Raw genomic sequence first — 20,679 nt, 5'->3', positions numbered from 1 at the left:
TGTCCGATTCGGTGGGCCGTTCCGTCCGCGCGCGATGATGCAGCGGACGCAACGGCCGGGCTGCCTACTGGGCATCCAGCTTCTGGCGCAGCTGGTCCAGGGTGGAGCCGTCGGGCGTGTGCCATAGGGTCCAGCCGTTGATGATGTTGCCCGTGACGGCTTCCGCTGCCTTCGACGGGGAGGGGAAGGGCGAGGGGTGGCCGTCGACGATGAGCTGGCCGTCGGCGGTCACGACGGCGCGGCCCGACCGGTTGGCGCGGCGCTGGTGGAAGGTGAGGACGGTGTCCGGCGCCAGCAGCCCCGCCTGCATTAGAGCGGCGAGCGGTCCGTGCGGGATGACGGGCGCGGACGGCGCGACGGGGGACTCACCGCCGAGGGACAAGGTGACGTGGATGGTGTCGTCGCCGCTTGCGCTCGTGAGGCGGGCGATGACGGCGGGGTCGAAGTGGATGCTGAGCGTGGCCATGCGGTCTCCTGCCGGTGGTGGCTCAAGGGGCCCTTTCGCTTACTTCCGCTTTGATCTTAAGCAGAACAAGCAACTTAATTCAACTCTGATTCTCAGCAGTTCAGCAGAACTTTGGACTCCCGGCTGCTCCCCCTGGTGCAGGCTCCGTCAGAACCAGGTGACGAGCCAGTGCCCGGCGGCCGTTGCCAGGGCCGTGCCGGCCGCGTAGGCGGCGCCGAGCGCGGCGCGCCAGACCAGCGTCTTTGCCCGGCGGCGTACCCGTGGTCCCCTGGCGGCGCCGGCCGCTCCCCGCCCCCTTGGCATGGCACCGATGGCCGGCCCGAATCGGGGTCGCTCAACGGTGAGGCGGACGGCACCGGCCTGCAGCTCGTCTATCGGCCGGGACGGCTGTGGCGAGGAGGTAGTGGACATCGCGGTCTCCTTCCAGCCGGACGGTCCGGCTAGGGTCAACCTCACCGCGTTGCACCACCCTTGAGGCAGAGAGCAAGACCATCTTGCGGCACCCCCAGCAACTTGCGCGGGGCAATCAGGAGAGAGCAGTGACGGAGTACCAGGAACAAGCCATCGGGCCGCGACCCCGTGCGTTAGCGCCGCTCAGCGGCGGGCTCAGGAGAGAGGAACGGGCCTTCGCTGAGCATCTGCGCGACTTGCGCCAGCGGACGGGGATGACCTCTACCGACCTAGCCGCGAAACTCTCTGTGGACGCCACCCGGCTTTCGCGCTACCTGTCGGGCCAGAGCCTTCCGGAGCCGCAGCTACTCACCCGGCTTCACCGCCTCCTGGCCGATCAGGACACCGAGCATTCCGTCGAGGAAGCCGCACAGGAGAGCCGCGCCCTGCTGTACGTCGCCGCCCGCTCGAAAGGACCGCTGTCCGCCCGGGCGTACGAAGTCGCAGAACTGCAGGAGAAACTGCACCACCAGCAGGCCAACACCGCTCGCTCCCTCGCTGCCCTGCAAGAAGAGCTCAAATGCGAACGTGAACACCGGCACCGCGCCGAAGAGGAGATCAAGCAGCTGCGGCAGGCGAGTGCGCTGGACCGTCAAGACCGGCAGGAACAGATACGGCAGCTGGAGGCGGAGCGGGACAGTGCGCTGCGCCGGGTCGCCGAGCTGGAAGACCTCGTCGCCCAGACCGGGGCGATCTTGCGCCTCCAGCAAGACGACGTCCGGCATGCGGAGGAGATGGCCCGGGCTACCGCCGGCGAGCTGCAGCGCTGGGAAGGCGACGCCGGGCCCTATGCGCGGGAGTACGAAAACGGCTTCCCGTGGCTCGGCCCCGGAGTAGAGCAGACTTGTGAGGGAGCCGTCGAGGCGCTCGCCGAGCTGCGCGACACGAGCCGGGATGGCCAGGCTGACGGCTTGATCCGGCGGATTGCCGAGAAGGCATCTCCTGCCACCGTCAAGGACTTCTACATTGCCCTCATGCAAGCGGGAAGGAGCCGGGACGCCCGACGCCTCCTGATCGCTTTAGCCGAGCACTGCGACGCCTTACGGCTGCGGCAGCTCTCCGTACTCCCTGGGATGGTCCCCAAGGAACGGATCTTCTACCTTTCGAAGAGCCCGTCGGGTGAGGACCGGTACGAAGACGTTCCGTTCGCCCAGGTGGTTCTCGACGAAGCATCCACTAACACCCCAATTGACGAGCTTGCCCGCTTGGTTCGATCCTTTGCCGAACGGGGCGAAAAGCACCTTCTGGATGAACTGGTGATCGGTGCGGACCTACGGCCGCGCGCTGAGCGACGACAGCTCATGGAGGCCGGACTGCGACTGCCCCGCAGGATGAAGCGCTTCTTCCTACGGTGACCGGTCGGGTGTCCAGGGCCGCGAAGGGGCCGGCACTGGACTGCCACACCGCCCTGAGCGCGATCCGCCTCGTCCACACCAGCAAGAACCAGGCCGCCTCCGCCGTCGCGCACCTCCGTACCAGCCTCTGGGCCGCCGGCGAGCCCGGCGGCAACAGCGGCTGGGGCGCCACCTGGCCCCCGGGCTTGGACGCCCGCGCCCGGTTATGGGCCGTACCGTGCACATGCCGTTTGGCTACCGCCACGGCTAGGCCGTGTCTCCTTGACGGGTTGCCAGTGGATCAGCTGTACCCGGTGATCGGTGACCAATGTGGTGTGGCACGGATCGCGCCCTCATACGGGTTCGCCAGGGTCGACGCATCGGCCTGTCGAGATGACGGCGGTGGGTTCAGTGGTGCTCGGTCGCACGCCTGTCTGGCGCAGGGCAACAGAGATCAGGATGGTGAACGCAGCTGCGGCAGTGCAGGTACGGGCATCGTTGAACAGTTCCCAGCGGCTCAGGATCTCCGCATGGTCGGCCGGTGGCGCGGTGGCGGCCCACTGCTTGATGCGGCCGTTGATCGGGACATTCCCGAACCGGGTGATCAGGAAGGACGCGACGGTCAGGAGCCCTGCGTTGGCTGCGAGGACCCGGGCTCGTCCGCGTGTCAGGGCGGCCAGGGTGAGGGCGCTGAGGGCCGAGACCGCCATCGCCCCCTGCATGGTGATCCCGTTCGTCTTCATCAGCTCGGTGTGGAAGTCGAGTCTCATGTCGATCGGCACGGAGTTGAAGGTGGGGACCAGGTTGGCGGCGCCGTAGCCGAAGGCTCCGGCAAGCAGACCAGTGGAGAGCAGGGACAGGCCCAGGAGGAGGCGGGTGCGCATCTGGTTCATACTTCCTCGGCGGATTGCGTGAAACGGTTGCTCGGTTCTCCTCGTAGCCGGCCGTCCGGGAGTCTGCGGCCGTAGGCCAGCAGCAGGAGGTCCTGGGCGGCGCCGAACATTGGTGAGCCGGAGCCGTATGACCAGTCGAGGTCCTCGGCGCACAGCTGCACTCCGTCGAGGTCGGCGCCGAAGAACTTCAGGCTGCTGGGCCGGATGTCATGGAGGAGGATGCGCAGCCGGTTCTCGGGGACGCGCCGGTGGAGGCCGAGGGCGACGGTGATGTCCAGCCCGTGCACGACGTCGTGGCCGAGCGCCGCCGTGATCCCGCCGACCGGTGGTGTCCAGGGATGGTGGGCGTTGTCCCGCAGGAAGGCGGCGAGCGCGGTGGTGGAGTGGGCGGCCGAATCCCTGCGCGCGACCTGATCGGTCATGCGGTGAAGGTTCCCGCGTGCCTTGACCAGTTCACCGAGCATCGTGGGCAAGGAGAGGCGGAACCCCATCGACATGTGCGCCGCCACTTCGCGAACGCGCCATCCCGCGCAGAGACTCTGCTCGTTCCACTGGTCGGTTTGCAATGTGTCGAACAGGTCGGCCAGTTCTCGGCGTTCCGCCGCGATCGCCGTCCTGACCTCGGCACTCGTCGCCTTGTGGGCTGTTGGGTTCCCCATGTGATCAAGCCTGAGGCCGGCAGTTCGATAGCGCCAGTAGATAGTTCTGCTGCGATCTAGAATCGCTGCTTATGGAACTCCGCCAGCTGCGCTACTTCGTCTGTGTCGTCGAGGAAGGCGGTTTCACCAGAGCCGCCGCCCGGCTGCATCTGGCCCAGCCCGGCCTCAGCGCCCAGATCCGCCAGCTGGAGAAGGAGCTGGGGCAGCCCCTGCTCGACCGCTCCGCCCGGTCGGTGACACCGACCGAGGTGGGCCGGGCGGTCCTGCCGTACGCCCGGGCCGCACTGGCCGCGGCGGAGTCGGTGCGGCAGACAGTCGACGCGTACACGGGGCTGCTGCGCGGCCGGGTCACGCTCGGACTGGTCTCCGGCGCCACTGGCCACGCCTTCGACATCGCCGCTTTACTCGCGGACTTCCACGACGCCCACCCCTCGGTGGAGGTGGCCCTCACCGAGGACACCACGGAACGGATGCAGGCCGCGCTCCTGGCCGGCGAGCTCGACATCGCCATCCTCGGAACGGCAGAAGAGGCGCCCCCGCCCGGAGCGGCCTTCCAGACAGTGATCGATGTCCCGCTGGTCGCCGCTGTCGCGCCAAGCGATCCCGTTCTCGACCGCGTCGACGGTACGAGCGTCCCGCTCGCCGATCTGCGGGATCGGCCGCTGATTTGCCTGCCGCGCGGCACCGGGGTGCGCACGGCGCTCGAACGCGGCTGTGCACAGGCAGGATTCCGGCCCCGGGTCGCCTTCGAGGCGGCAGCCCCACACGTGCTCTCGCAGCTTGCCGCTCGGGGCCTCGGCATCGCCGTGCTACCTGCCGGTGAGAACGAGTCCCCCCTCGACGGACACCTTCGCACCCTGCGGATCGTCCGGCCCGAGATGCGTGCCCGCATCGCGCTCGCCTGGCCGGCCGGCGGCCCTTCGAGCCCCGCGGCCCGCGTTCTCCTCGACCGCCTACGCGAAGTCATCCCCAAGCCCCCCAATTCCTAGACTGCCTCCGTCCTTGGTCACCGTCGTGCCCATATGAGGATGGCGGCGACGTGGAGGGCGGCCTGGTAGGCGACGGCCAGTTTGTCGGATCGCATGGCCAGGCCGCGCCATTGCTTGAGGCGCGTCCCTGGCGGGCGAGACGTACCAGGCGGGAGAAGTGTCCGGCTCGGGGGCCCGCGGTCTTCCAGAGGGCCGTGAGTTAAGAGCGCGGGGACGGCGCCGGCCTTCCAGTGAGGCCGACCACCGGGGGCGCATCCTCCGAACCATCGCACTGGATTCCTCCTGTCCGACGAAACGGCGGCCCCCGATTCCGGGAGGCCGCCGCTACCGTGATCAGCTGTACGGCGTCTGCTTCGACTCGGCCTTCGCCAGCTCGGGCGCGGGTTGACGTCTACTGGGCCTCCAGCTGACCTTGCCCGGGGGGATGACGCACATGGCCAGGCGTGACCCACCCTCTGAATGCTTCGTTGTACTCACGCTGCGTAGTCGGCAGAACGAGATGTAGCGGGGCAGGAATGCGGTGGCGTTGGACGCTGGCTTGGTTGCTTTGTGGGGCGTTGGCTCTTGCGTTGGTGCTGGTGTGGGTTCTGTCGGAGGGGCGCGAGGTCGCGGAGGCGGTCAGCGCTCTGGTTGCGGCAGTCGTCGGTCTGTTCGGTTTGCTGGCGCCCTGGGCCTGGGACGGTCGCCCTCGTGGCAAGCGGTCCACGAACAGGCAGGTAGACGATGCTGCAGAGGCGTTGGCGAACCAGGTGCGCAGGCAGTGGGAGAGCGAGGCGGAGCTGAGGCAGTTGTTCGATCCGGCACCGTTGCCCATCCTCTGGTGGGACTCTGCAGTGCCCGATGTGTCTGATCACCGCCATTTGATCGGTGATCCCATCTCGTGCAGAGCGGACGCGCCACAAGAGCTGGCGGCTGCACTTCGGCGCCTGCCTCATCAACGTCTGGCGGTACTGGGGTCGGCTGGGTCGGGGAAGACGACTTTTGCCGTACTGCTAACGCTGGCGTTGCTGCGGGAGCGGACAAGCCGCTGCCCGGTGCCGGTGCTGTTTTCGCTCGCCTCCTTTGACCCTTCCCGTGAGAGCGCCCTGCGCTGGCTGGCACGTCAAATCTCCAGTAATTACCCGGCGTTGGCCAATGTGGGGATCTACGGAGCCACTGCGGTCGGCGATCTACTTGCGGACCATCGGGTCTTGCCCGTGCTGGATGGTCTGGACGAGTTGCCGCAGCCGAGCCATTCGCTAGTTCTGGCAGCCCTCAACAACACCCTTCCCGCTCAGGCGCCACTGGTCCTGACGTGTCGTACACAGCCGTACATCAGTGCCGTTGCTGAGGCGGGCGTGCTGACCGGGGCAGCGGTTATCGAACCGGCCCCCCTTAATGTTTCTGATGCCCTTGACCTGCTGCGGTTGGCCGCCCAGCCTGGCCGGCCCCAGGGTCAATGGGATGCTTTGGCCGAACATGTGAATAATCATCCCGATGGTCCTGCCGCACAGGCGCTGCAGAGTCCATTGCTGGTGGCCTTGGCGCGGACCGTCTATGCGGACGCTGATCACGATCCGGCTGAGCTGACGGACGCGACGCGTTTCCCCACCAGGGCCATTATCGAGCACCACCTGCTGGATGCTCTTGTGCCCAGCCTCTACAGCCGTGCCCACCTTCGCGAGCCCGCAGACCGGCGTTGGCGTGCCGAGGACGGAATGCGCTATCTCAGGCATCTGGCTCACGGCCTGAACCATCAGGAGACGCATGACTTTGCCTGGTGGCAGCTTTACCGTTGGGTGCCTGCCTTGGCGAGAAACAGCATTCGCGCCATGGTGTGGAGTCTCTTTTTGGCTGCCTTGATCCTGCTGGGTTACGGAGGTTACCGTGCGCTCGATCCGGGGTTCGTGTGGCCGCTAAAGAATATCTTGCTTACCGCTGGCGGGATTGCCATGGCGCTGTTCTGCATGCAATGCCTGGCAGTGAGAGATACCTTTCGGGCCACCACGGGTTTAGGCGCCCTGGGCGCTGCCGCCTTGATGGCCGCCTGCGGGGCTCTGACGAATGCTCTGGTAAGGGTGTTGGTCTTGAGGGCGTTGACCTGTTCCGACGCGGCGGCAACCACCCAGAGGAACTTGGAGCACATGGCCGTATACGGGCTCGGGTTTTTCGTGGTTCTCTATGCTGCAGGCCCTCCCGTACCGCCTCATATGCCGAGTCGTGGCTCATTTACCCTGCAGAATTGGAAGCGGCAGCTCTTGCGGGCAGGTGGGATCATCATCGGATCCGGCGCGCTCTGCAGTGTCGTGTTCAATTTTTATGTCCTCGCGGGCATCGTAAAGACTCCGGACCATACAGGCGTCTCTCCCGTGGTGATCTGGGAGGCTGGATGGCTGGCCGGTGTTTTCTTCGGAATGGTCCTGGCTTTCGTCCGCTTGGTAAGGTCGGCGACATCCCGCCACGATGTCACGAACCCAGTGGACTCACTGCGTGCGGACTGGCTCATCGCCATGGTTAGTGCGGCAGCCGGAGCCGTACTCATCATGCTGCCTGACAACATCAGTCTTCCCTTGGCCTTTGTCGTCGAACGCGTCGGCCTTGACAGTGTCCCGGCTGACTTTCTGCTGGCCGAGCTTTCCGATTTGCTAGTCGTGGGGGCAAGTGGGTTCGCCCTTGCCTTGATTGCCTTCGCCTGGCCGCATTACAGTGCAGCGCGAGTGTTGATGACCATTCGAGGTCAAACGCCCTTGCGGCTCCAGGCGTTCCTCGCGGATGCTCATCGGCTGGGTATCCTCCGACAAGTCGGCCCCGTCTACCAATTTCGTCACGCCAGCCTGCAGCAACGACTGGCAGGGCAGGATCGCGTGCCGGGGCCGCGTAATGAACCTAGCGATTCCACAATGCGCATGGGCAGGTCATAGCGCTGGCGAGCGCGGTTGGCACCTGTCCCAGCTCCGCTATTCTTTTCTGTCTGTCACCTGGCATACAGCGAGGTAGTCCGCCCAGCTGTCTTGTGCGAAGTTGGCTCACCTCTGGGCGGTGCGAACACTGGCGCCGAAGAGGTCGCTGATGACGATCGGCGGTAGGTCGGCGACGGCCTCCATCAGGGCAGTGTTGCGTGCGCTCAGCGTACGGACGATGGTGTTCACGTGGTGGTCTGGCCGGGCGGGAAGCGCAGCTCGTTGAGTCGCTCCGCCCCGCAGCCTTCGCAGGGCTCCGCGCCTTCGACCAGGGCGCGGCGGGCCTGGTCGAGGGTGAGGGTGGGTTCTTGGTCGCCGAGCCAACAGTTCTCGTAATGCAGGATGCGCCGGGGCTTCTGGCCAGGTGGGGTGGGCATGGGCTGCAGGCTCCAGCGGCCGGTGAATTCCGCGGCCAGGCGGTCGTGGATGGGCGGCCCGGGCCGGCGGGTGGGCACCGCCGAGTAGTCGGTGCCGTCGATCGGTGTGACGAGCCGGGCGGGGGCCTTGAAGAGCACCTCGCAGGGTTCGGGTGCCACCTTCCCGCCCTGCAGGTGCAGCTCCGCCCACACGGTCAGGCGGAGCTCGCACCACCACTCCCCGGACGGCTGTTGGATCCGGGCCAGGAATTCAGCGGTCACCGTCTGCCCGTCGGGGAGTTCCACCCAGACCTGCGGCGCCGGCCCCTCCTGCCCGCGTGCGGTGGCAGCCAGGGTGTCCATGGCTATGCGGCCTCGGTTCTGTGGCGGCGGCAGTGTCGCCGCCACGATCGGCTATTGAGTCCACCATGCGGAAGTCATCAGCCTCCGCGGAGACGGCTACGCCCGTCGGACGGGACCATGCAGAAGGACACCGAACACCCACTCGCCCTGGCTCAGCCAAGCCGGCTGCTCAAGTCCCTGCACCGCTTAGGGCGCCAGGCAGCCAACGGCCGGGATTTCGGCGGGGAGTCCAGGGCCGGCCGGGTCCACGAGCCCCGTGACGTCCTGAACGGCACAGGTGACGGTCGCCACCGGATCCGGCACGGCATTGGCCGGCGTGGCTAGGAAGCCGAGGAACGCGAGGCCCCCGATGGCTGCTGCGGCGATACGGTGCATGAACGCCCCCCTTTTTTTGGAAGTGCACTGCATGTCGTCGCAGGGCTTCCCACAAAGCCAAGGCGACATGCTGCACGTCACCCGTTCGTGCGTCGCCGCGACTCGCCCAGGGCGGACTGGGCAGCCGTGGCTCTGCCGGATGCGCGATCACGAACGGCCTCGCGCGCGAGGAGGACCCGCTTGCGAAGCAGGTCGAAGTTCGCGCGGCCGAACATCTGCCGTTTCAGCATCTTGATCTTGTTGTTGTGGCCCTCGACCGGGCCGGAACTGTAGCGCATGCTCAGTCCGGCGACCATGGCGACCATGGCGTGGAGGTCCTCGCCGAGGCCGGCGGTGAAGGTGTGAAGGGCGGGCAGGTCATCATCCTGGAAGGCTTCGCGGAGGCGGCGGACGCATTGGCGGACGATGGTGCCCCCACCGGTGCAGCCGTGGTCGCGGAGCTCGGCGAAGAGCCGGGCGGCGTTCGTGCCGCCTTCGTTCCACCGCTGGTGAAGGTAGGGCTTGTGCGGGTCAAGGATGCTCGTGCGGCCGGTCCACTGGCCGACCAGCAGCTCGTCGGGGGCGGTGGCTCGGACGAGACGGCGGACGGTGCTGCGGGCCGGACCCAGCTCCCGGGCGACCGCGCAGGCCCTTGCCCTGGTCGAGTAGGTCGTGGACAGCGGTGTGCTGCCGGCGGACCCGGTCCGACAGCCGGCCGGTCTGCCGGGGCCCGTCTGGGGATGCCGGCGGCGCGAGCTCCGTGGACCCTGCCGACATCGAGGGACGGGTCGGGGTTTCCTCCTGCGGTTCACGCAGGAGTGTCCGGTGCTGGACGACTGTCTTCTCGACTGCTTCGGCCAGGTTCTTCCAGATATGCCACCTGTCCGCGACGTGGATGGCGTCCGGTGCCCCGAGCCGTCCGGCTTCGGCATGGTCCCTGGGCTGGGCCCGGCCGCGGTTACGCGACCCGCAGGCGGCAGACCGCTGGACGTGGCTCGTCATCGTCGCGCACACCCAGCTCCGGCTCGCCGTCCCTCTCGCCACCGACCAGCGCAAGCCCTGGGAGAAGACCACACGCCCCGGCACCGCACTCACCCCCACCCGCGTCCGGCGCGGGTTCAGGAACATCCGCCCCCACCTGAGCAGTCCGGTCCGTGCACCCGAACCCTCAACTCCCGGCCCCGGACGACTCGCGGCTCCAAGAACCGGCACCCCGCCACCCGCTGCGACGCGGGCAAAACCGTCAAGCGACCCGAGACATTGATCGAACGTGACCGGAACAGACCACAGCGATCACAGCCCCATGTGGCCCAGGTGAAAGAAGCGGCTACAGTACTCTGCCCGCGTGGACGGTACGGATGAGGTGAGGGGTCTTCCCGACTGGCGGGTGCTTGTCGTCGGGGGTGCGTCGGGGATGGGGAAGACCGGTGTCGGGCGGGCATTGGCACGACGGTACGACGTCCCCGTCGTGGAGGTCGACGACATCGTGGAGGCTCTCCTTGCGGTGACACTGCCCGAGCACCTGCCGGAGGTCCACTTCTGGCGCACTCACCCGGAGGCCGCCCGTCAGACGCCCGAGTCGGTGGTCGAGCGGCAGATCGCGATCGCCGAGGCGCTGGCGCCGGCGATCGAGGCGGTGGTGGCCAACCATGTGGGCACCGACACCCCGGTGATCCTGGAAGGCGACTACGTCCTGCCCGGACCGGCGACGCCCAAAGGTCCGGTCCGTGCCGTCTTCCTCCACGAGGACGACGAGGGACAGGTGACGGCGAACTACCTGCGCCGGGAGCCGGAGGCCGGACCACAGCGCCATCGCGCACGCGTCAGCGTGCGTGTACGGCCGGTGGCTCGCCGCGCAGGCGCGGGCGGCCGGCGTGCCGGTCGTCGCTCCGCGTCCGTGGGAGGACCTGGCCAGCCGTGTCGCCGAGACGGTGGAGGATGCCTCTACAAGGACGTGTCCGGCGGGTCAGGTGACGGGCTCGATGATGGGCCGTTCGGTCCGGCATGGGGCGGTGCGATCTGTCTGATCGAGAGTGGGCTCGGCTGGAGCCGCACCTTCCGAAGAACGCAGGTCGGGGCGGGCGTCGCTGGCGTTCTTCAGCAGGCCCTCGATGATGTAGACCGCCTCCCACACCCCGCACGGCACGAAGTGCGTGAACAACGCGATGTACAGGTCCGAGACGTAGTGGTACGCGATGCCGCCCACGGCCCCGTACCGGACCGACGCCTCGGCGAGGAGGTTGTCGAGGTAGGTGTCCATGTGGATGCCGACGGCCGCCGCGGTGGTGCCGTTGCCCCACGCGCGGGACATGTCCTGCTTGGCGTGCGCGTGCCCGGGCTCGGTCGCTGCGGTTGCCCGGTCGGCCAAGTACGTGCTCAGGCACCTTCCTCGACCAGCCGACCGCCGGGATCGAGCCAGTTGCCCAGCCCCTGCCCATTCAAGTGCAGGTGGATTCTGCTTGCAGCCGGGCTTTCCTCCGAGATGCAGCTGGATTGCTGGAGTAGGACTCTGGTGGTACGGGGACTGCGCGGAATGCCATCGCCAGCGATGCGGTGCCTACCGAACAGCGGCTATGAGATCTGCGGGGGTAATGGTGAAACTCAAACGTGCCTTGGCGGCTGCGGCTCTACTGACCCCCGTGGTGTTCATGGGCATGACAGAGGACGCCTCGGCAGCCGTTGCGCACACTGTCACCGTCAAAGGGTTCATGCTGATACGCGATCATGATGATTGGGGCGTCAGCCCACAAAGGACTTTCGACATTGATAAATCAGTCACTCTTAGGCACGGTGACAAGCCCGTAATCCTGAGGACCGAACGGTGCGTTGACGAGGTCAGGGGCGTGCTGGATGTCCTGGTACAGCTGGACCGCTTCGACGCAGTTTGGGCATCGCCGAACCTAAAGCTGTACGAGGGAGATTCCTGCGATACCAAGGACCTCGACGGCGAACAACCCTACCCTCCCAACCTTCGGATACCTCTGGGAGAAAGCCATACATGGGAAACGTGGGTGGTGAATGGCGAATTCGCGTCGCCCGACCTTGTTCGGACGAAATACACCGTCACTCACAACGGGCCGCCGAACGCTCCTTCGAATATCAAAGCCACGACACCCCCTGTCATGCTCGTCTGCGCATTCCTGAGGGCGCCCTGCAAGCAGAAAAGCGTCTCGTTGACGTGGAAGGACAACGCCAACAACGAAACTGCTTATGAAGTCCGGAATGTCACTCTCAATAAGATCACGCGCGTGACAGGGAACAGCACAAAGTTCACCTGGCCCGGCCTCGACCGGCAGATCAAGCATTGCTTCCAGGTCCGGGCGGTCAACAGCTTCGGAGCGTCACCCTGGTCGCCCCCCTTCTCCCTCGTCGCACTGTTCCTCGGCGACCGCAGGCCATGCGCGTGACGGTCGGCACTGAACGGCAGGGCGTACCCCTCCCGTCCTCGCCATTGGCAACGCGCCCGCGCGCGCTGCGAAGGTATACGGGCGCCTCGTAGGCGGGGGCGGTCTCTCGTGCTGGGGCACGAGGCGGGCAGCCCGGCGCCTTCGCCTTGTGTAGGCCCCGGGCATGGCGCCGGCCCCACACGGCCGCGGGCCCCGGTCGCCTCCTCCGAGAGAGGCGGCCGGGGCCCGGTCAGGCTCGGGAGCCGGTCGGACTGCCTGGCCGCGCCAGGTGTCGAGAACGGTCTGGACGGCGCCGCCCGCCAAGCCTGACAGCGAGGAACCAATTCATGAGATGGCACAAGTAGAACGGAAGCGGCCTCCGGTGGGGATTCATCGCGGGGCGGACTATGACGGTGCGTGTACGTGAACCGTCCACCCCCATCGCGGCAGCCAGGGCCGCAGCACCCCGCAGCACGGTCGGCCACGGGCAGGCGGCCCGGGCTGCGGTGCAGGTGTGGGCGGCCATCGCAAGCACCTGTTTCATGATCACGCACTTTCGCAGTTCTTCTCCGGGAAAAGGGCTTCCGCGGCGACGCCAGGCCGCTGGCGTGGAGGGTGGACACGCCGGTTACGCTGCATCCATGTCCACCAGGCATAGTGCGAGACGACGGTGACCGCGCCCGGCGCCGCGAGCGCGTCCGGCATCGAGCTGAGGCACCTGCGGGCGTTCGCCGCAGTGGCCCGGTGCCGCTCGTTCACCCGGGCCGCCGAGGAATTGCTGATCACGCAGCCGGCCCTGAGCCGCACCGTCGCCCAGCTGGAGGCGGGGCTCGGGGTACGGCTGCTGGAACGCTCGTCGCGCGGCGTCGCCCCCACCGGTACCGGCGCCGGGTTCCTCGTCCACGCGGAGCGGACCCTGGCCGCCTTTGACGCGGCTCTGGCCGCCGCCCGTCACGAGTCGACGCTGAGGCTCGGTTTCAGCTGGCTGCTGCCCGACCCCTGGGCCCAGCGTGCCATCGCCCGCTTCGAGCGCGAGACCGGTGCCCAGGTCGAGTTGGTGCGCTGCGACGATCCGCTCGACGACCTCGACCGTCAGGGTGTGGACGTGGCACTGGTGCGCGGCGACAGGCCGGTCGGGGACGCCGTGCGCACGGTGCACCTGTACGACGAGCGCCGCGTCGCCGTCCGCGCCCGCGAGGAAGCCGAGGGTGGCGGGCGAGCCGCCTCACGCGGTCATCACCCTGAGGCCGTCGGCGACGCTGTGCGCTGGCAGGACGCCCGTGAATGGACCCTGGTCGTCAACACCGCCAGCGGCACCATCGGCCCCTGGTGCTGGCCGCACGGGGACGGCCCTCGCCGGTACGTTCAGACCGCGAACTTCGACGAGTGGCTTGAATCGGTGGCCGCGGGACGCGGCCTCGGTATCGTCCCCGACGTCGCCGAACGCCGCATCCACCACCCCGCGCTGCGCTTCCTGCCGCTGACCGGCGCACCGCCCAGCCCGGTCCGCCTCGCCTACCGCCCGGAGGCCGGAACCGGCTCCGCGCTGCTGCGCCGCTTCCTCGACGCGGCCATCGAAGCGGCCGCGACCTGCACCTATGCAGGTGAGGCATAGGCGCAACCGGAGCGGCATTTCCGCATGATCCGCCATCTCCCTAGGGTCGGCTGCAGCGGACGGGCCTGCCGGGACCATCCGGGCACCCACCGTCCTCCCTCCCCAACCTGCCCAAGGAGCTGCAGCAGCATGGCCTCGTCCTCCCCCCTTCCCCGTCACGACGGCCAGGTTTTGGTCGTCGGCGGCCCCACCACCGTCCTCGACCTCGGCGGGCTCCGCATCGTCTCCGACCCGACCTTCGACGCCCCGGGCCCGCACGGCTACCTGACCAAGACCGAGGGCCCGGCCGTCACCGAGGACCGGTTCGCCGACGTCGACCTGGTCCTGGTCAGCCACGACAATCACGCCGACAACTTCGACGACCGCGGCCGCGCCTTCGCGCTGGCCGCCCCGCTGCTGCTCACCACCACCGGCGCCGCCGGCCGGCTCGGCGGCCCCGCGAAGGGCCTGGGCGCCTGGGACACCCACACGCTCACCCGCCCGGACGGCGGCGAACTGACCATCACCGCCGTGCCGGCCGTCCACGGCCCCGAGGACGGTGAGCGCGACGCGGACGGCGAGGTCAACTGCCAGGTCGTCGGCTTCGTCCTCGCCGGAGACGGACTGCCCACCGTCTACGTCAGCGGCGACAACGCCTCCCTGCGCACCGTCACCGAGATCGCCCGCCGCACCGGCCCCATCGACGCGACCGTCCTGCACGCCGGCGCCGCCCGCGTCCCCGGCAAGTTCCGTCAGCGCCCGGTCAGCCTCGACAGCGCCCGCGCCGCCGCGGCCGCCGCCATTCTTGGAGCCCCCGTCAACATCCCCGCGCACTACACCGGCTGGGCCCACTTCACCGAAGGCCGCGATGCCCTCGAGCACGCCTTCGGCGACGCCGGCCTCACCTCCGTCCTGTGCATCGCCGACCACGGCACCTGGCTCTCTCTGAAGCCCTGACCACCGCTGATCCGAAGGACCCCACGATGCCCCTCGTACGCATCGACATGATCCGCGCCCGCGGCCCGAGAACATCCGGGCCGTGACTACCTCGTCGAGGTGCTTTCCGCCCTGGGCCCCTGCGCCGTCCGGATCCTCGCCGACGTCCCGACCGCGACCGCGGCTCTCCTGAAGCATCTCGAACAGTCCCAGCGGGGAGAACAGCCGGCACCGCAGCCGGCGAGCACGGCGCCGGCTCGGGACCGGCCGGCAAGGCGCCCAGCCCTAGGCCGTGTCAGGCGGCGCCCTGGCGGCCTTGGCCGGGCCCGGCCCGCAGCCGGCGGCAGCGGGGAGCATCCACGGCCGTACCGGCACGGGGATCCGCGTCTTGGCCTGGGTGCTTCGCCAGGGCGTGCCCGATCCAGTAGTGCTGGCCGTAGCGGTGGGGGAAGCGGAGCTGGAGTTCTCCCGCCAGGCCGTCGGTGCCGGTCATCGTGAGCAGCCACTGTTCCGCGTGGTGCTGGTGGCAGGTGCACCACCGGTCCCCGAGCCGCAGGGGCATAATGCTCGGGTCGTCCGAAGCCCCGTCCGCCGGGCGCTGCGCCCGGGTCGCCCGAAGCCCGGCCGGTGGGGCTGCTTGAAGAAGAACGGCACACCGGCGGCCCGGCAGGCGTCGCGGATCTGGATGACCCAGTCCTGCTCCATCGGGCGGTGCCCGGGACCGGACTCGCCGCCGACGATGACCCACCCCATCCCGTCCAGCTCCAGCCCGGTCAGCGGACCGAGCAGCGGTTCCAGAGACAGAAACCGGACTGCCGCCGGGACTGTCCGGAGAACAGCGACCCGGCCGAGCTCTTCGGCGTTCTCGACCGAAACCCCCATCCACAGGTTCCGGGGCCACTCCAGCCGGTCAGCAACCCGGCGCAGGCGCGTCGACCGCTGGGGCGGGGGTGGGTGGGGCAGGGGTGGCCATGGTCATCACTTCCGGATGGGCGAGGGGCGTGTCAGTGCGTCGCCTGTGGCGGCTCATGCCGCGCAGGTCGAGAAAGCGAGAGAGCCGGTTCGCGGCAATCGACGTCTCCGATACCTCCGGGGAGCCTGCAGGCGGCTCCCACCACAGCGATCAGTCGCTCGCGCGGCAGTGTGCCGGGCCCGTCCACCGCTGTCTTCGTCGTCAGACACTGACGGAACGGATTCTCCGTCCCCCCCCCCGGAGTCGGAGGGGCCCGGTCCGCGGGCCCTGCCTCAACCAGGCGGGCCCAGCGCTGTTGCCCGGTCCGCGGAGTCGCCGAGGCCGTCCACGCGAAGGCGTGCGGTGTAGCGGGCGGCCCAGCCGGCCAGGCGGGGCTGCTCCGTAGGGTCGGCGCGGACGCCGGGGTGGACATCGAGGATGCCGGTGATCATGCCTTCTACGATGGCGGGAATGAACGCGCGTACGAGGCAGGCGTGTTCTCCGTATCCGAAGGTGACCAGCGGCTGCCGTGGGCGGCGCAGGTCGAAGATGTCGGGCTGCTCGAACACCGTCTCATCACGGTTCGCGGAGCCGATCGCGGCCAGGACGTGTGCACCGGCGGGCAGGCGTGTGCCGCCCAGTTCCACCGGTCGCGTGGTCATGCGCTCGACGAGCCCGAACGGTGGCATCCAGCGCAGGACTTCGTGGACGGCATCGCCGAGGAGCTCCGGGTGGTCCCGGACAAGCCGGCGCTGGTCCGGGTCGTTGAACAGGGCGACCAGGAGGCTGCCCGCCGCCCACCCGGGTTCGGGAAGGGACGGGAGGATCACGCGGATCGTCGGGAGGACCTCCGCGACGCCTCGCGGACAAACGCTTCCGGGGTTGATGTGTCGCCACCGTGCGATCGCCGAGGACGGGTCCGGGCCGAGGCCCTCGATCCAGGGGGCAAGCGTGGCGTCGAGCTCGTCCACAGCGGCGGCCGACACCGCGAGCTTGGCGGGGTCCCCGGAATCGAGGGCGCCCAGCCACAGGTCCTGTGCCAGGCGCAGCAGGGTCGTGCTGTCGACCTCGAGGCTCAGCATCCACCGGAACACCTCTGCCACGACGGGTTGCAGGACCTCACCCATGAGGTCCGCTTGCCCGTGCATGCCGGAGACCCGCTCGATGACCAGCTTTCGTGCGTACGCTCGGGCGCGACCGGCGTATTCGGGCTCGAAGAGTTCCTCGGCGCTGGCGCGCATCCCTTGGTGGATGTCGCCGCTCCTCGACAGGATGTTCTCCGATCCGTAAATCTCCGACATCGCGGACGGAAAGCTGGTGGTGAACGTCTGACCGTGGCTCATCACCTGACGCACGTCCTGCCAGCGCGTGACAAGCCAGCAGCCGAGCGCAGGGATATCGGCCACAGGGTGGTCCCGTCGAAGCCGCTGATAGATCGGATAGGGATCCGCGTGGAGCTCCTCCGGTGTGATCGTGTCCAGGAACGAGGTCATGCGTCCTTCCGAATGGCTTCGCAGCAGTCTTTGGAGGTTGCCGGCAGCCAGTGGCGGTGACGGGCCCCGGGTTGCGTCCTTGGCCAGTTGCCCCGCACGCGGAGATGTACGGGGCAACATCGCCAGGAGGCGGGCGGGCGATTGCGGTCCGGCTGCCCGCCTGCGGGTCAGCGCTGGTGGGGAATCGGGGGCCGCTGCGCGTCCTTCTCCGCGGAACGGTCGAACGCTCCGGGCTGGGCGAGGTCCTCGAGGAGTTCGTCGATCAGCTCCTGGGTGACGTGCGGCATGACGTAGACGTGGCTGTAGTCGTGGCGGCGTCCACCGAGATTGAGTGGCACGCAGGCCAGCGAGTACTTCTGCGCGATCTCAGCCCGCGGCTGCTGGAACCAGACGCTGAGCGCGTGATCGCCGTGACCGACCTCGATACCGTCCTCGGCCCAGGGCTCACCGCGCTCCTGCAGCTGCTCGCTCAGCCGGCGCAGGCGTTCGGCCGTGTACTCGGCGATCCGCAGGACCTCGGCGGCCTGCCGCACCTGCTGCTCCTCGCTGAACTGGGCGAGGTGGTTCCACATGGCCAGGGAGGCGAAGCCGCTGCGGGAGCCGGCGAAGGTGCTGTCGGGGGAGGAGACGACCGCCGGGTCGGACGGCGGGCGCAGCTTGGATCCCGCGCGGGACATGTAGATCCCGGTGGGGACGGGCGCGCCGGGGTACTTGTGTCCGCTGGTGACGATCGAGGACACCTCGGGAATCCGGAAGTCGAAGACCGGCGGCGCGCTCTTGATGAGTCCGCTGTCGCGGGCCTTCTCCAGGTAGGGGGCGTAGGCGCCGCCGAGCGCTCCGTCGACGTGGATCCAGTACCCGTTGCGGATGCTGACGCGGGTGGGGTCGTCGGGGTCGAAGCGCACGGTGCGGTCGACGAGGCCGTGCCGCTCGAAGACGGGTCGCAGGCGCTCGCAGGCGCCTTGAACGTCGTCGTAGGCGCCCTTGAAGACGCTGCCGATGTTGAAGTTGACCAGGACGGGGTGGCCCTTGGCGGCGAAGAAGTCCACGAGGGCCACCAAGGCGTCGACATCGACCGTGCCCGGACCCTCGTCGCCGCCGGTGGTCGGGACTCCGCCGAGCGGCCACCCGTTGTACGTCTGCATGCCGGTGCCGGCCACGTCGATGGGGCACTCGCCCGGGTAGAGGCTGCCGCCCAGGTCGTAGAAGGTCGGGATGTCCAGCACCCGCATCGCCTTGATGTGCGAGTAGTGGGTCTCCTGCGAGAAGAACGCCACCGGCATGTAGGCGTTGGGATTGTCGGCGGGGTGTTCGGCCCGCAGGTAGGTGGTGCGGCAGCTGGCATCGCCGGAGACCTCGTCACGGACCAGGGCGTTGCCGTCCAGATAGTCGCGGGCGTTCCACATGGCGTACAGGTTGCCCTCGGTGCTGCCCATGGACAGCACGTATCCCCACCCGTCCTCATCCCCAGGACTGGCCGGGTCCTCGGGCAGCGGGGCGTGCCACAGGCGGGCGTAGTGCTCCAGGACCGCCCGCTCCAGCCACCGCGAGTGCAGGCTGTAGTTGCTGTCGACGAACGGGTCCCCGATGTTGTTGATGTGGTAGCCCAGGAAGCGACCCAGCGCGGCGTGGCCGTCGAGCGACAGGTTCACCTGGTAACCCAGAAGACGATTCCGGTGCCCTCCCAGGTACCCCTCCAACTTGGCAAGGACCGCAGTCCGCTGCTCATCGGTGTATGCCTCGGTACCCAGCCGGTAGTCCTCGTTGGCCGGCCGTGCCGTGAGATGCGTCTCGGAGTGTTCGGTAATCATTCGATGTCCGATTCTGAACGAAATTGCGAGACTGCTGCAAGTGGGGATTGCCGTCAGGCGCCAAGGGTCTCGAAAATCGCTCGGATCTAGGGGGTGGGTGGTTGCGCGAGTCGGCCGCCTGTACGACGGTCAACGAGCGGTTGCCGAATGGGTCGGTCGCCTGTCGTTGGACTGCCGAAGCGGCGGTTGCCGCGGAGTGCGGGTGCCCTGTCCGGGGACTCGCGGTACGCAGGATATGCGTGACGTGCCGCGCCGATTGCCCACCCTTCTCTATTTATCTCCATCTGATTATTCTAAGTGACAAGCGTTTGGTGCCGGTTATCCAGGAGTGCCTTCGGGAGTGACGTTTCGGCAACTCTCGGAGAGGTGGATCTGCGTCGCAGAAGTGTGCTGTAGTCGCGTTCTTTTCCGACCGGGACCAGTCCCGGGCGTCGTCGGCCACGGCCTACCACCCGGCCCGCGCCCCTGCCGTCCTCGCCCGGGGGCCCGGCCCGGACACGCTCGCCGAACCTGCGCGAATCCAGCGTCCTGTCACCAGCCGTTACAGCGCCGGCGCCACCACCTCCGGTCCTCGGACCTTCGGCGAATAGCACTCCGGCAGCCAGTGCGACCAGTTGTCAGCCCCGGGCATGAGCGTGGTGAAGATCGCGGAGGTGACGTTCAGCAGCGCGGACCGGGTCCGAGACCTGACCTGCTGTGCTGGTGTGATCGGGGCGGAAGGCTTCGGACGGTGAATGTGCGTTCCGGCTTGCGCCCGGCTTCCATGGAATGGGCCGCTCGAAGTGCCGCCGCGTCCCAGGGTGTCCCCCATCCTCTCGTGGGAAGCAGCGTCCCAGCAGGTCACAGCGTGCTTCGTCCCCCGTCGTCCCGCCTCGGGTCGGCCCCCTGGCCGCCTGCCGCCGGGCGTACGAGTCTGTGGGTGCCGGATCCGGCGGCGGGGCAAGCGATCGCCCGCCGGTCGGGCCTCAGGTCACGACAGGAGGAGGCAACACATGCTCAACGGCAACATGGTTCAGCGGGTCGGCCTCGGCACGGCCGCCCTGGCCCTGGCGGGCACGGCGTTCGGCGGCGCCGCCCACGCGGCGGATTCCGCGAGCACGTCCGCAGCCGCCGAGCCGGCCACGTGCGAAGGGTGGCGGTTGATCACGATGCCCGGAGGCGAGGTCAAGTACAACGAATGCCACCGCACGTACAAGGGCAAGCGGCAGTCCAGCGTCTCGCTGTACGTCGCGGACCACGCGTACAACTCATCGCCCAGGGCGAGGGTCGTCATCGGCGCATGGGAAGCCACGTATTCGCACTACAACCCCGGCGGCCCGGACACGCAGTGGAGCGAGAAGTACGAAACCGGCTGGCACAACGGCGGCGACGCCAAGGTGACCCTTTCCATAGTGAGGTCCCCGTAGTGAGGTGCCCGTCCGCAAGATGACCTGCCCTCCCTGATGAGGGGCGCACGCCGAGCCGCACTCCGATGTCAAGGCGCCGAGCCGCCGCACCTACGCTACGGAGAGCCCTTCGGGCCCAGGTGAAGCCGGTGCTCAAGCCCCTCATCAGCGAACGAAGAGCCCGCGGACGAGCATCGGCAACACCATCGGGAACCTCGCCGACGCCGTCGTCCGCTTCGTCACCAAGGCGATCGCCGGCGGCCTGCTGGACGCCGCCGCCTCGTGGACGGCTGAGTTCCGACCTCAACGCGGTACTAGG

Annotated in this window: 18 protein-coding genes and 4 pseudogenes; 8 read left to right on the top strand and 14 right to left on the bottom strand. The window is 68.3% G+C overall.

Annotated features, from left to right (window positions below):
* Nucleotides 1-64: 64 nt before the first annotated feature.
* Both IE182_RS09945 and IE182_RS09940 read right to left on the bottom strand, forming a co-directional pair.
* Nucleotides 65-466, bottom strand: coding sequence for a DUF4357 domain-containing protein (locus IE182_RS09945; RefSeq protein ID WP_190109327.1), 402 nt, complete (start codon nt 464-466; stop codon nt 65-67).
* 147 nt (nt 467-613) lie between these two features.
* Nucleotides 614-877 carry a hypothetical protein gene (locus IE182_RS09940; protein ID WP_190109326.1) on the bottom strand — a complete coding sequence of 88 codons (264 nt, stop codon included), beginning with the start codon at nt 875-877 and terminating at the stop codon, nt 614-616.
* 128 nt (nt 878-1,005) lie between these two features.
* On the opposite strand from IE182_RS09940, the gene IE182_RS09935 reads away from it, so the two are divergent.
* A complete protein-coding gene (locus IE182_RS09935) occupies nt 1,006-2,271 on the top strand; it encodes a helix-turn-helix domain-containing protein (protein WP_190109325.1) in 1,266 nt (421 codons plus the stop codon).
* A gap of 332 nt (nt 2,272-2,603) precedes the next feature.
* On the opposite strand, the gene IE182_RS09930 is transcribed toward IE182_RS09935, so the two are convergent.
* Together IE182_RS09930 and IE182_RS09925 are read right to left on the bottom strand one after the other, a co-directional pair.
* Nucleotides 2,604-3,143: an anthrone oxygenase family protein gene (locus IE182_RS09930; RefSeq protein ID WP_229844695.1), complete on the bottom strand. Its 540-nt coding sequence runs from the start codon at nt 3,141-3,143 to the stop codon at nt 2,604-2,606.
* On the bottom strand, nt 3,140-3,802 hold the full coding sequence (locus IE182_RS09925; RefSeq protein WP_190109324.1) for a maleylpyruvate isomerase family mycothiol-dependent enzyme: 663 nt from the start codon (nt 3,800-3,802) through the stop codon (nt 3,140-3,142). The genes IE182_RS09930 and IE182_RS09925 overlap by 4 nt, the downstream gene beginning before the upstream one ends.
* Nucleotides 3,803-3,873: 71 nt before the next feature.
* On the opposite strand from IE182_RS09925, the gene IE182_RS09920 reads away from it, so the two are divergent.
* Complete coding sequence (locus IE182_RS09920) at nt 3,874-4,791, top strand: LysR family transcriptional regulator (RefSeq protein WP_190109323.1); 918 nt, start codon at nt 3,874-3,876, stop codon at nt 4,789-4,791.
* A 17-nt stretch (nt 4,792-4,808) separates the two neighbouring features.
* Here the strand turns inward: IE182_RS09920 and IE182_RS09915 are convergent.
* A pseudogene (locus IE182_RS09915) lies at nt 4,809-4,913 on the bottom strand (IS5/IS1182 family transposase); the annotation flags it as partial.
* Nucleotides 4,914-5,363: 450 nt separating this feature from the next.
* Between IE182_RS09915 and IE182_RS09910 the strand changes: the two are divergent.
* A complete protein-coding gene (locus IE182_RS09910) occupies nt 5,364-7,691 on the top strand; it encodes an NACHT domain-containing protein (protein ID WP_229844721.1) in 2,328 nt (775 codons plus the stop codon).
* Nucleotides 7,692-7,796: 105 nt separating this feature from the next.
* Here the strand turns inward: IE182_RS09910 and IE182_RS32430 are convergent, their stop codons facing one another.
* The 4 genes and pseudogenes from IE182_RS32430 to IE182_RS32900 all read right to left on the bottom strand — a co-directional run.
* Nucleotides 7,797-7,919: a hypothetical protein gene (locus IE182_RS32430; protein ID WP_268249612.1), complete on the bottom strand. Its 123-nt coding sequence runs from the start codon at nt 7,917-7,919 to the stop codon at nt 7,797-7,799.
* Entirely contained in the window at nt 7,916-8,449 is a 534-nt protein-coding gene (locus tag IE182_RS09905) for a DUF6233 domain-containing protein (protein ID WP_190109321.1), read from the bottom strand. The genes IE182_RS32430 and IE182_RS09905 overlap by 4 nt, the downstream gene beginning before the upstream one ends.
* Before the next feature lie 186 nt (nt 8,450-8,635).
* Complete coding sequence (locus IE182_RS09900) at nt 8,636-8,824, bottom strand: hypothetical protein (RefSeq protein WP_190109320.1); 189 nt, start codon at nt 8,822-8,824, stop codon at nt 8,636-8,638.
* A 170-nt stretch (nt 8,825-8,994) separates the two neighbouring features.
* A pseudogene (locus tag IE182_RS32900) lies at nt 8,995-9,180 on the bottom strand (transposase); the annotation flags it as partial.
* 557 nt (nt 9,181-9,737) lie between these two features.
* Between IE182_RS32900 and IE182_RS31980 the strand changes: the two are divergent.
* Nucleotides 9,738-10,165: pseudogene (locus tag IE182_RS31980) on the top strand (hypothetical protein); the annotation flags it as partial.
* Between the two features lie 709 nt (nt 10,166-10,874).
* On the opposite strand, the pseudogene IE182_RS32735 reads toward IE182_RS31980, so the two are convergent.
* Nucleotides 10,875-11,102: pseudogene (locus IE182_RS32735) on the bottom strand (Tn3 family transposase); the annotation flags it as partial.
* 349 nt (nt 11,103-11,451) lie between these two features.
* Between IE182_RS32735 and IE182_RS09885 the strand changes: the two are divergent.
* From IE182_RS09885 to IE182_RS09875, 3 genes are all read left to right on the top strand, one after another.
* A complete protein-coding gene (locus IE182_RS09885; protein WP_373303537.1) occupies nt 11,452-12,210 on the top strand; it encodes a fibronectin type III domain-containing protein in 759 nt (252 codons plus the stop codon).
* A gap of 649 nt (nt 12,211-12,859) precedes the next feature.
* Complete coding sequence (locus IE182_RS09880) at nt 12,860-13,804, top strand: LysR family transcriptional regulator (protein ID WP_190109317.1); 945 nt, start codon at nt 12,860-12,862, stop codon at nt 13,802-13,804.
* Nucleotides 13,805-13,933: 129 nt separating this feature from the next.
* On the top strand, nt 13,934-14,740 hold the full coding sequence (locus tag IE182_RS09875; RefSeq protein WP_190109316.1) for an MBL fold metallo-hydrolase: 807 nt from the start codon (nt 13,934-13,936) through the stop codon (nt 14,738-14,740).
* Between the two features lie 274 nt (nt 14,741-15,014).
* On the opposite strand, the gene IE182_RS09870 is transcribed toward IE182_RS09875, so the two are convergent.
* From IE182_RS09870 to IE182_RS09855, 4 genes are all read right to left on the bottom strand, one after another.
* Nucleotides 15,015-15,281 carry a hypothetical protein gene (locus IE182_RS09870; protein WP_190109315.1) on the bottom strand — a complete coding sequence of 89 codons (267 nt, stop codon included), beginning with the start codon at nt 15,279-15,281 and terminating at the stop codon, nt 15,015-15,017.
* Nucleotides 15,209-15,646, bottom strand: a complete 438-nt coding sequence (locus tag IE182_RS31975; protein ID WP_308432100.1) for a DUF5131 family protein — start codon at nt 15,644-15,646, stop codon at nt 15,209-15,211. Before IE182_RS31975 ends, IE182_RS09870 begins: the two co-directional genes overlap by 73 nt.
* Nucleotides 15,647-15,964: 318 nt before the next feature.
* Nucleotides 15,965-17,164, bottom strand: a complete 1,200-nt coding sequence (locus tag IE182_RS09860) for a cytochrome P450 (protein WP_190109314.1) — start codon at nt 17,162-17,164, stop codon at nt 15,965-15,967.
* Nucleotides 17,165-17,331: 167 nt separating this feature from the next.
* Nucleotides 17,332-18,975: a PLP-dependent aminotransferase family protein gene (locus IE182_RS09855; protein ID WP_190109313.1), complete on the bottom strand. Its 1,644-nt coding sequence runs from the start codon at nt 18,973-18,975 to the stop codon at nt 17,332-17,334.
* 992 nt (nt 18,976-19,967) lie between these two features.
* On the opposite strand from IE182_RS09855, the gene IE182_RS09850 reads away from it, so the two are divergent.
* Nucleotides 19,968-20,381: a hypothetical protein gene (locus IE182_RS09850; RefSeq protein WP_190109312.1), complete on the top strand. Its 414-nt coding sequence runs from the start codon at nt 19,968-19,970 to the stop codon at nt 20,379-20,381.
* Nucleotides 20,382-20,679 lie beyond the last annotated feature (298 nt).

Source organism: Streptomyces cinnamoneus (assembly GCF_014650495.1).
In the GTDB taxonomy this organism is placed as follows: Bacteria; Actinomycetota; Actinomycetes; order Streptomycetales; family Streptomycetaceae; genus Streptomyces; species Streptomyces cinnamoneus.
Note: the sequence above shows the minus strand (reverse complement) of the source record. Positions and strands in the feature narration are given on the sequence as shown.

Coding starts and splice junctions, on each gene's coding strand:
- IE182_RS09945 (WP_190109327.1), bottom strand. CDS start 466: ATGGCCACGCTCAGCATCCACTTCGACCCCGCCGTCATCGCCCGCCTC.
- IE182_RS09940 (WP_190109326.1), bottom strand. CDS start 877: ATGTCCACTACCTCCTCGCCACAGCCGTCCCGGCCGATAGACGAGCTG.
- IE182_RS09930 (WP_229844695.1), bottom strand. CDS start 3,143: ATGAACCAGATGCGCACCCGCCTCCTCCTGGGCCTGTCCCTGCTCTCC.
- IE182_RS09925 (WP_190109324.1), bottom strand. CDS start 3,802: ATGGGGAACCCAACAGCCCACAAGGCGACGAGTGCCGAGGTCAGGACG.
- IE182_RS09920 (WP_190109323.1), top strand. CDS start 3,874: ATGGAACTCCGCCAGCTGCGCTACTTCGTCTGTGTCGTCGAGGAAGGC.
- IE182_RS09905 (WP_190109321.1), bottom strand. CDS start 8,449: ATGGACACCCTGGCTGCCACCGCACGCGGGCAGGAGGGGCCGGCGCCG.
- IE182_RS09900 (WP_190109320.1), bottom strand. CDS start 8,824: ATGCACCGTATCGCCGCAGCAGCCATCGGGGGCCTCGCGTTCCTCGGC.
- IE182_RS09885 (WP_373303537.1), top strand. CDS start 11,452: ATGGGCATGACAGAGGACGCCTCGGCAGCCGTTGCGCACACTGTCACC.
- IE182_RS09875 (WP_190109316.1), top strand. CDS start 13,934: ATGGCCTCGTCCTCCCCCCTTCCCCGTCACGACGGCCAGGTTTTGGTC.
- IE182_RS09870 (WP_190109315.1), bottom strand. CDS start 15,281: ATGCCCCTGCGGCTCGGGGACCGGTGGTGCACCTGCCACCAGCACCAC.
- IE182_RS09860 (WP_190109314.1), bottom strand. CDS start 17,164: ATGACCTCGTTCCTGGACACGATCACACCGGAGGAGCTCCACGCGGAT.
- IE182_RS09855 (WP_190109313.1), bottom strand. CDS start 18,975: ATGATTACCGAACACTCCGAGACGCATCTCACGGCACGGCCGGCCAAC.
- IE182_RS09850 (WP_190109312.1), top strand. CDS start 19,968: ATGCTCAACGGCAACATGGTTCAGCGGGTCGGCCTCGGCACGGCCGCC.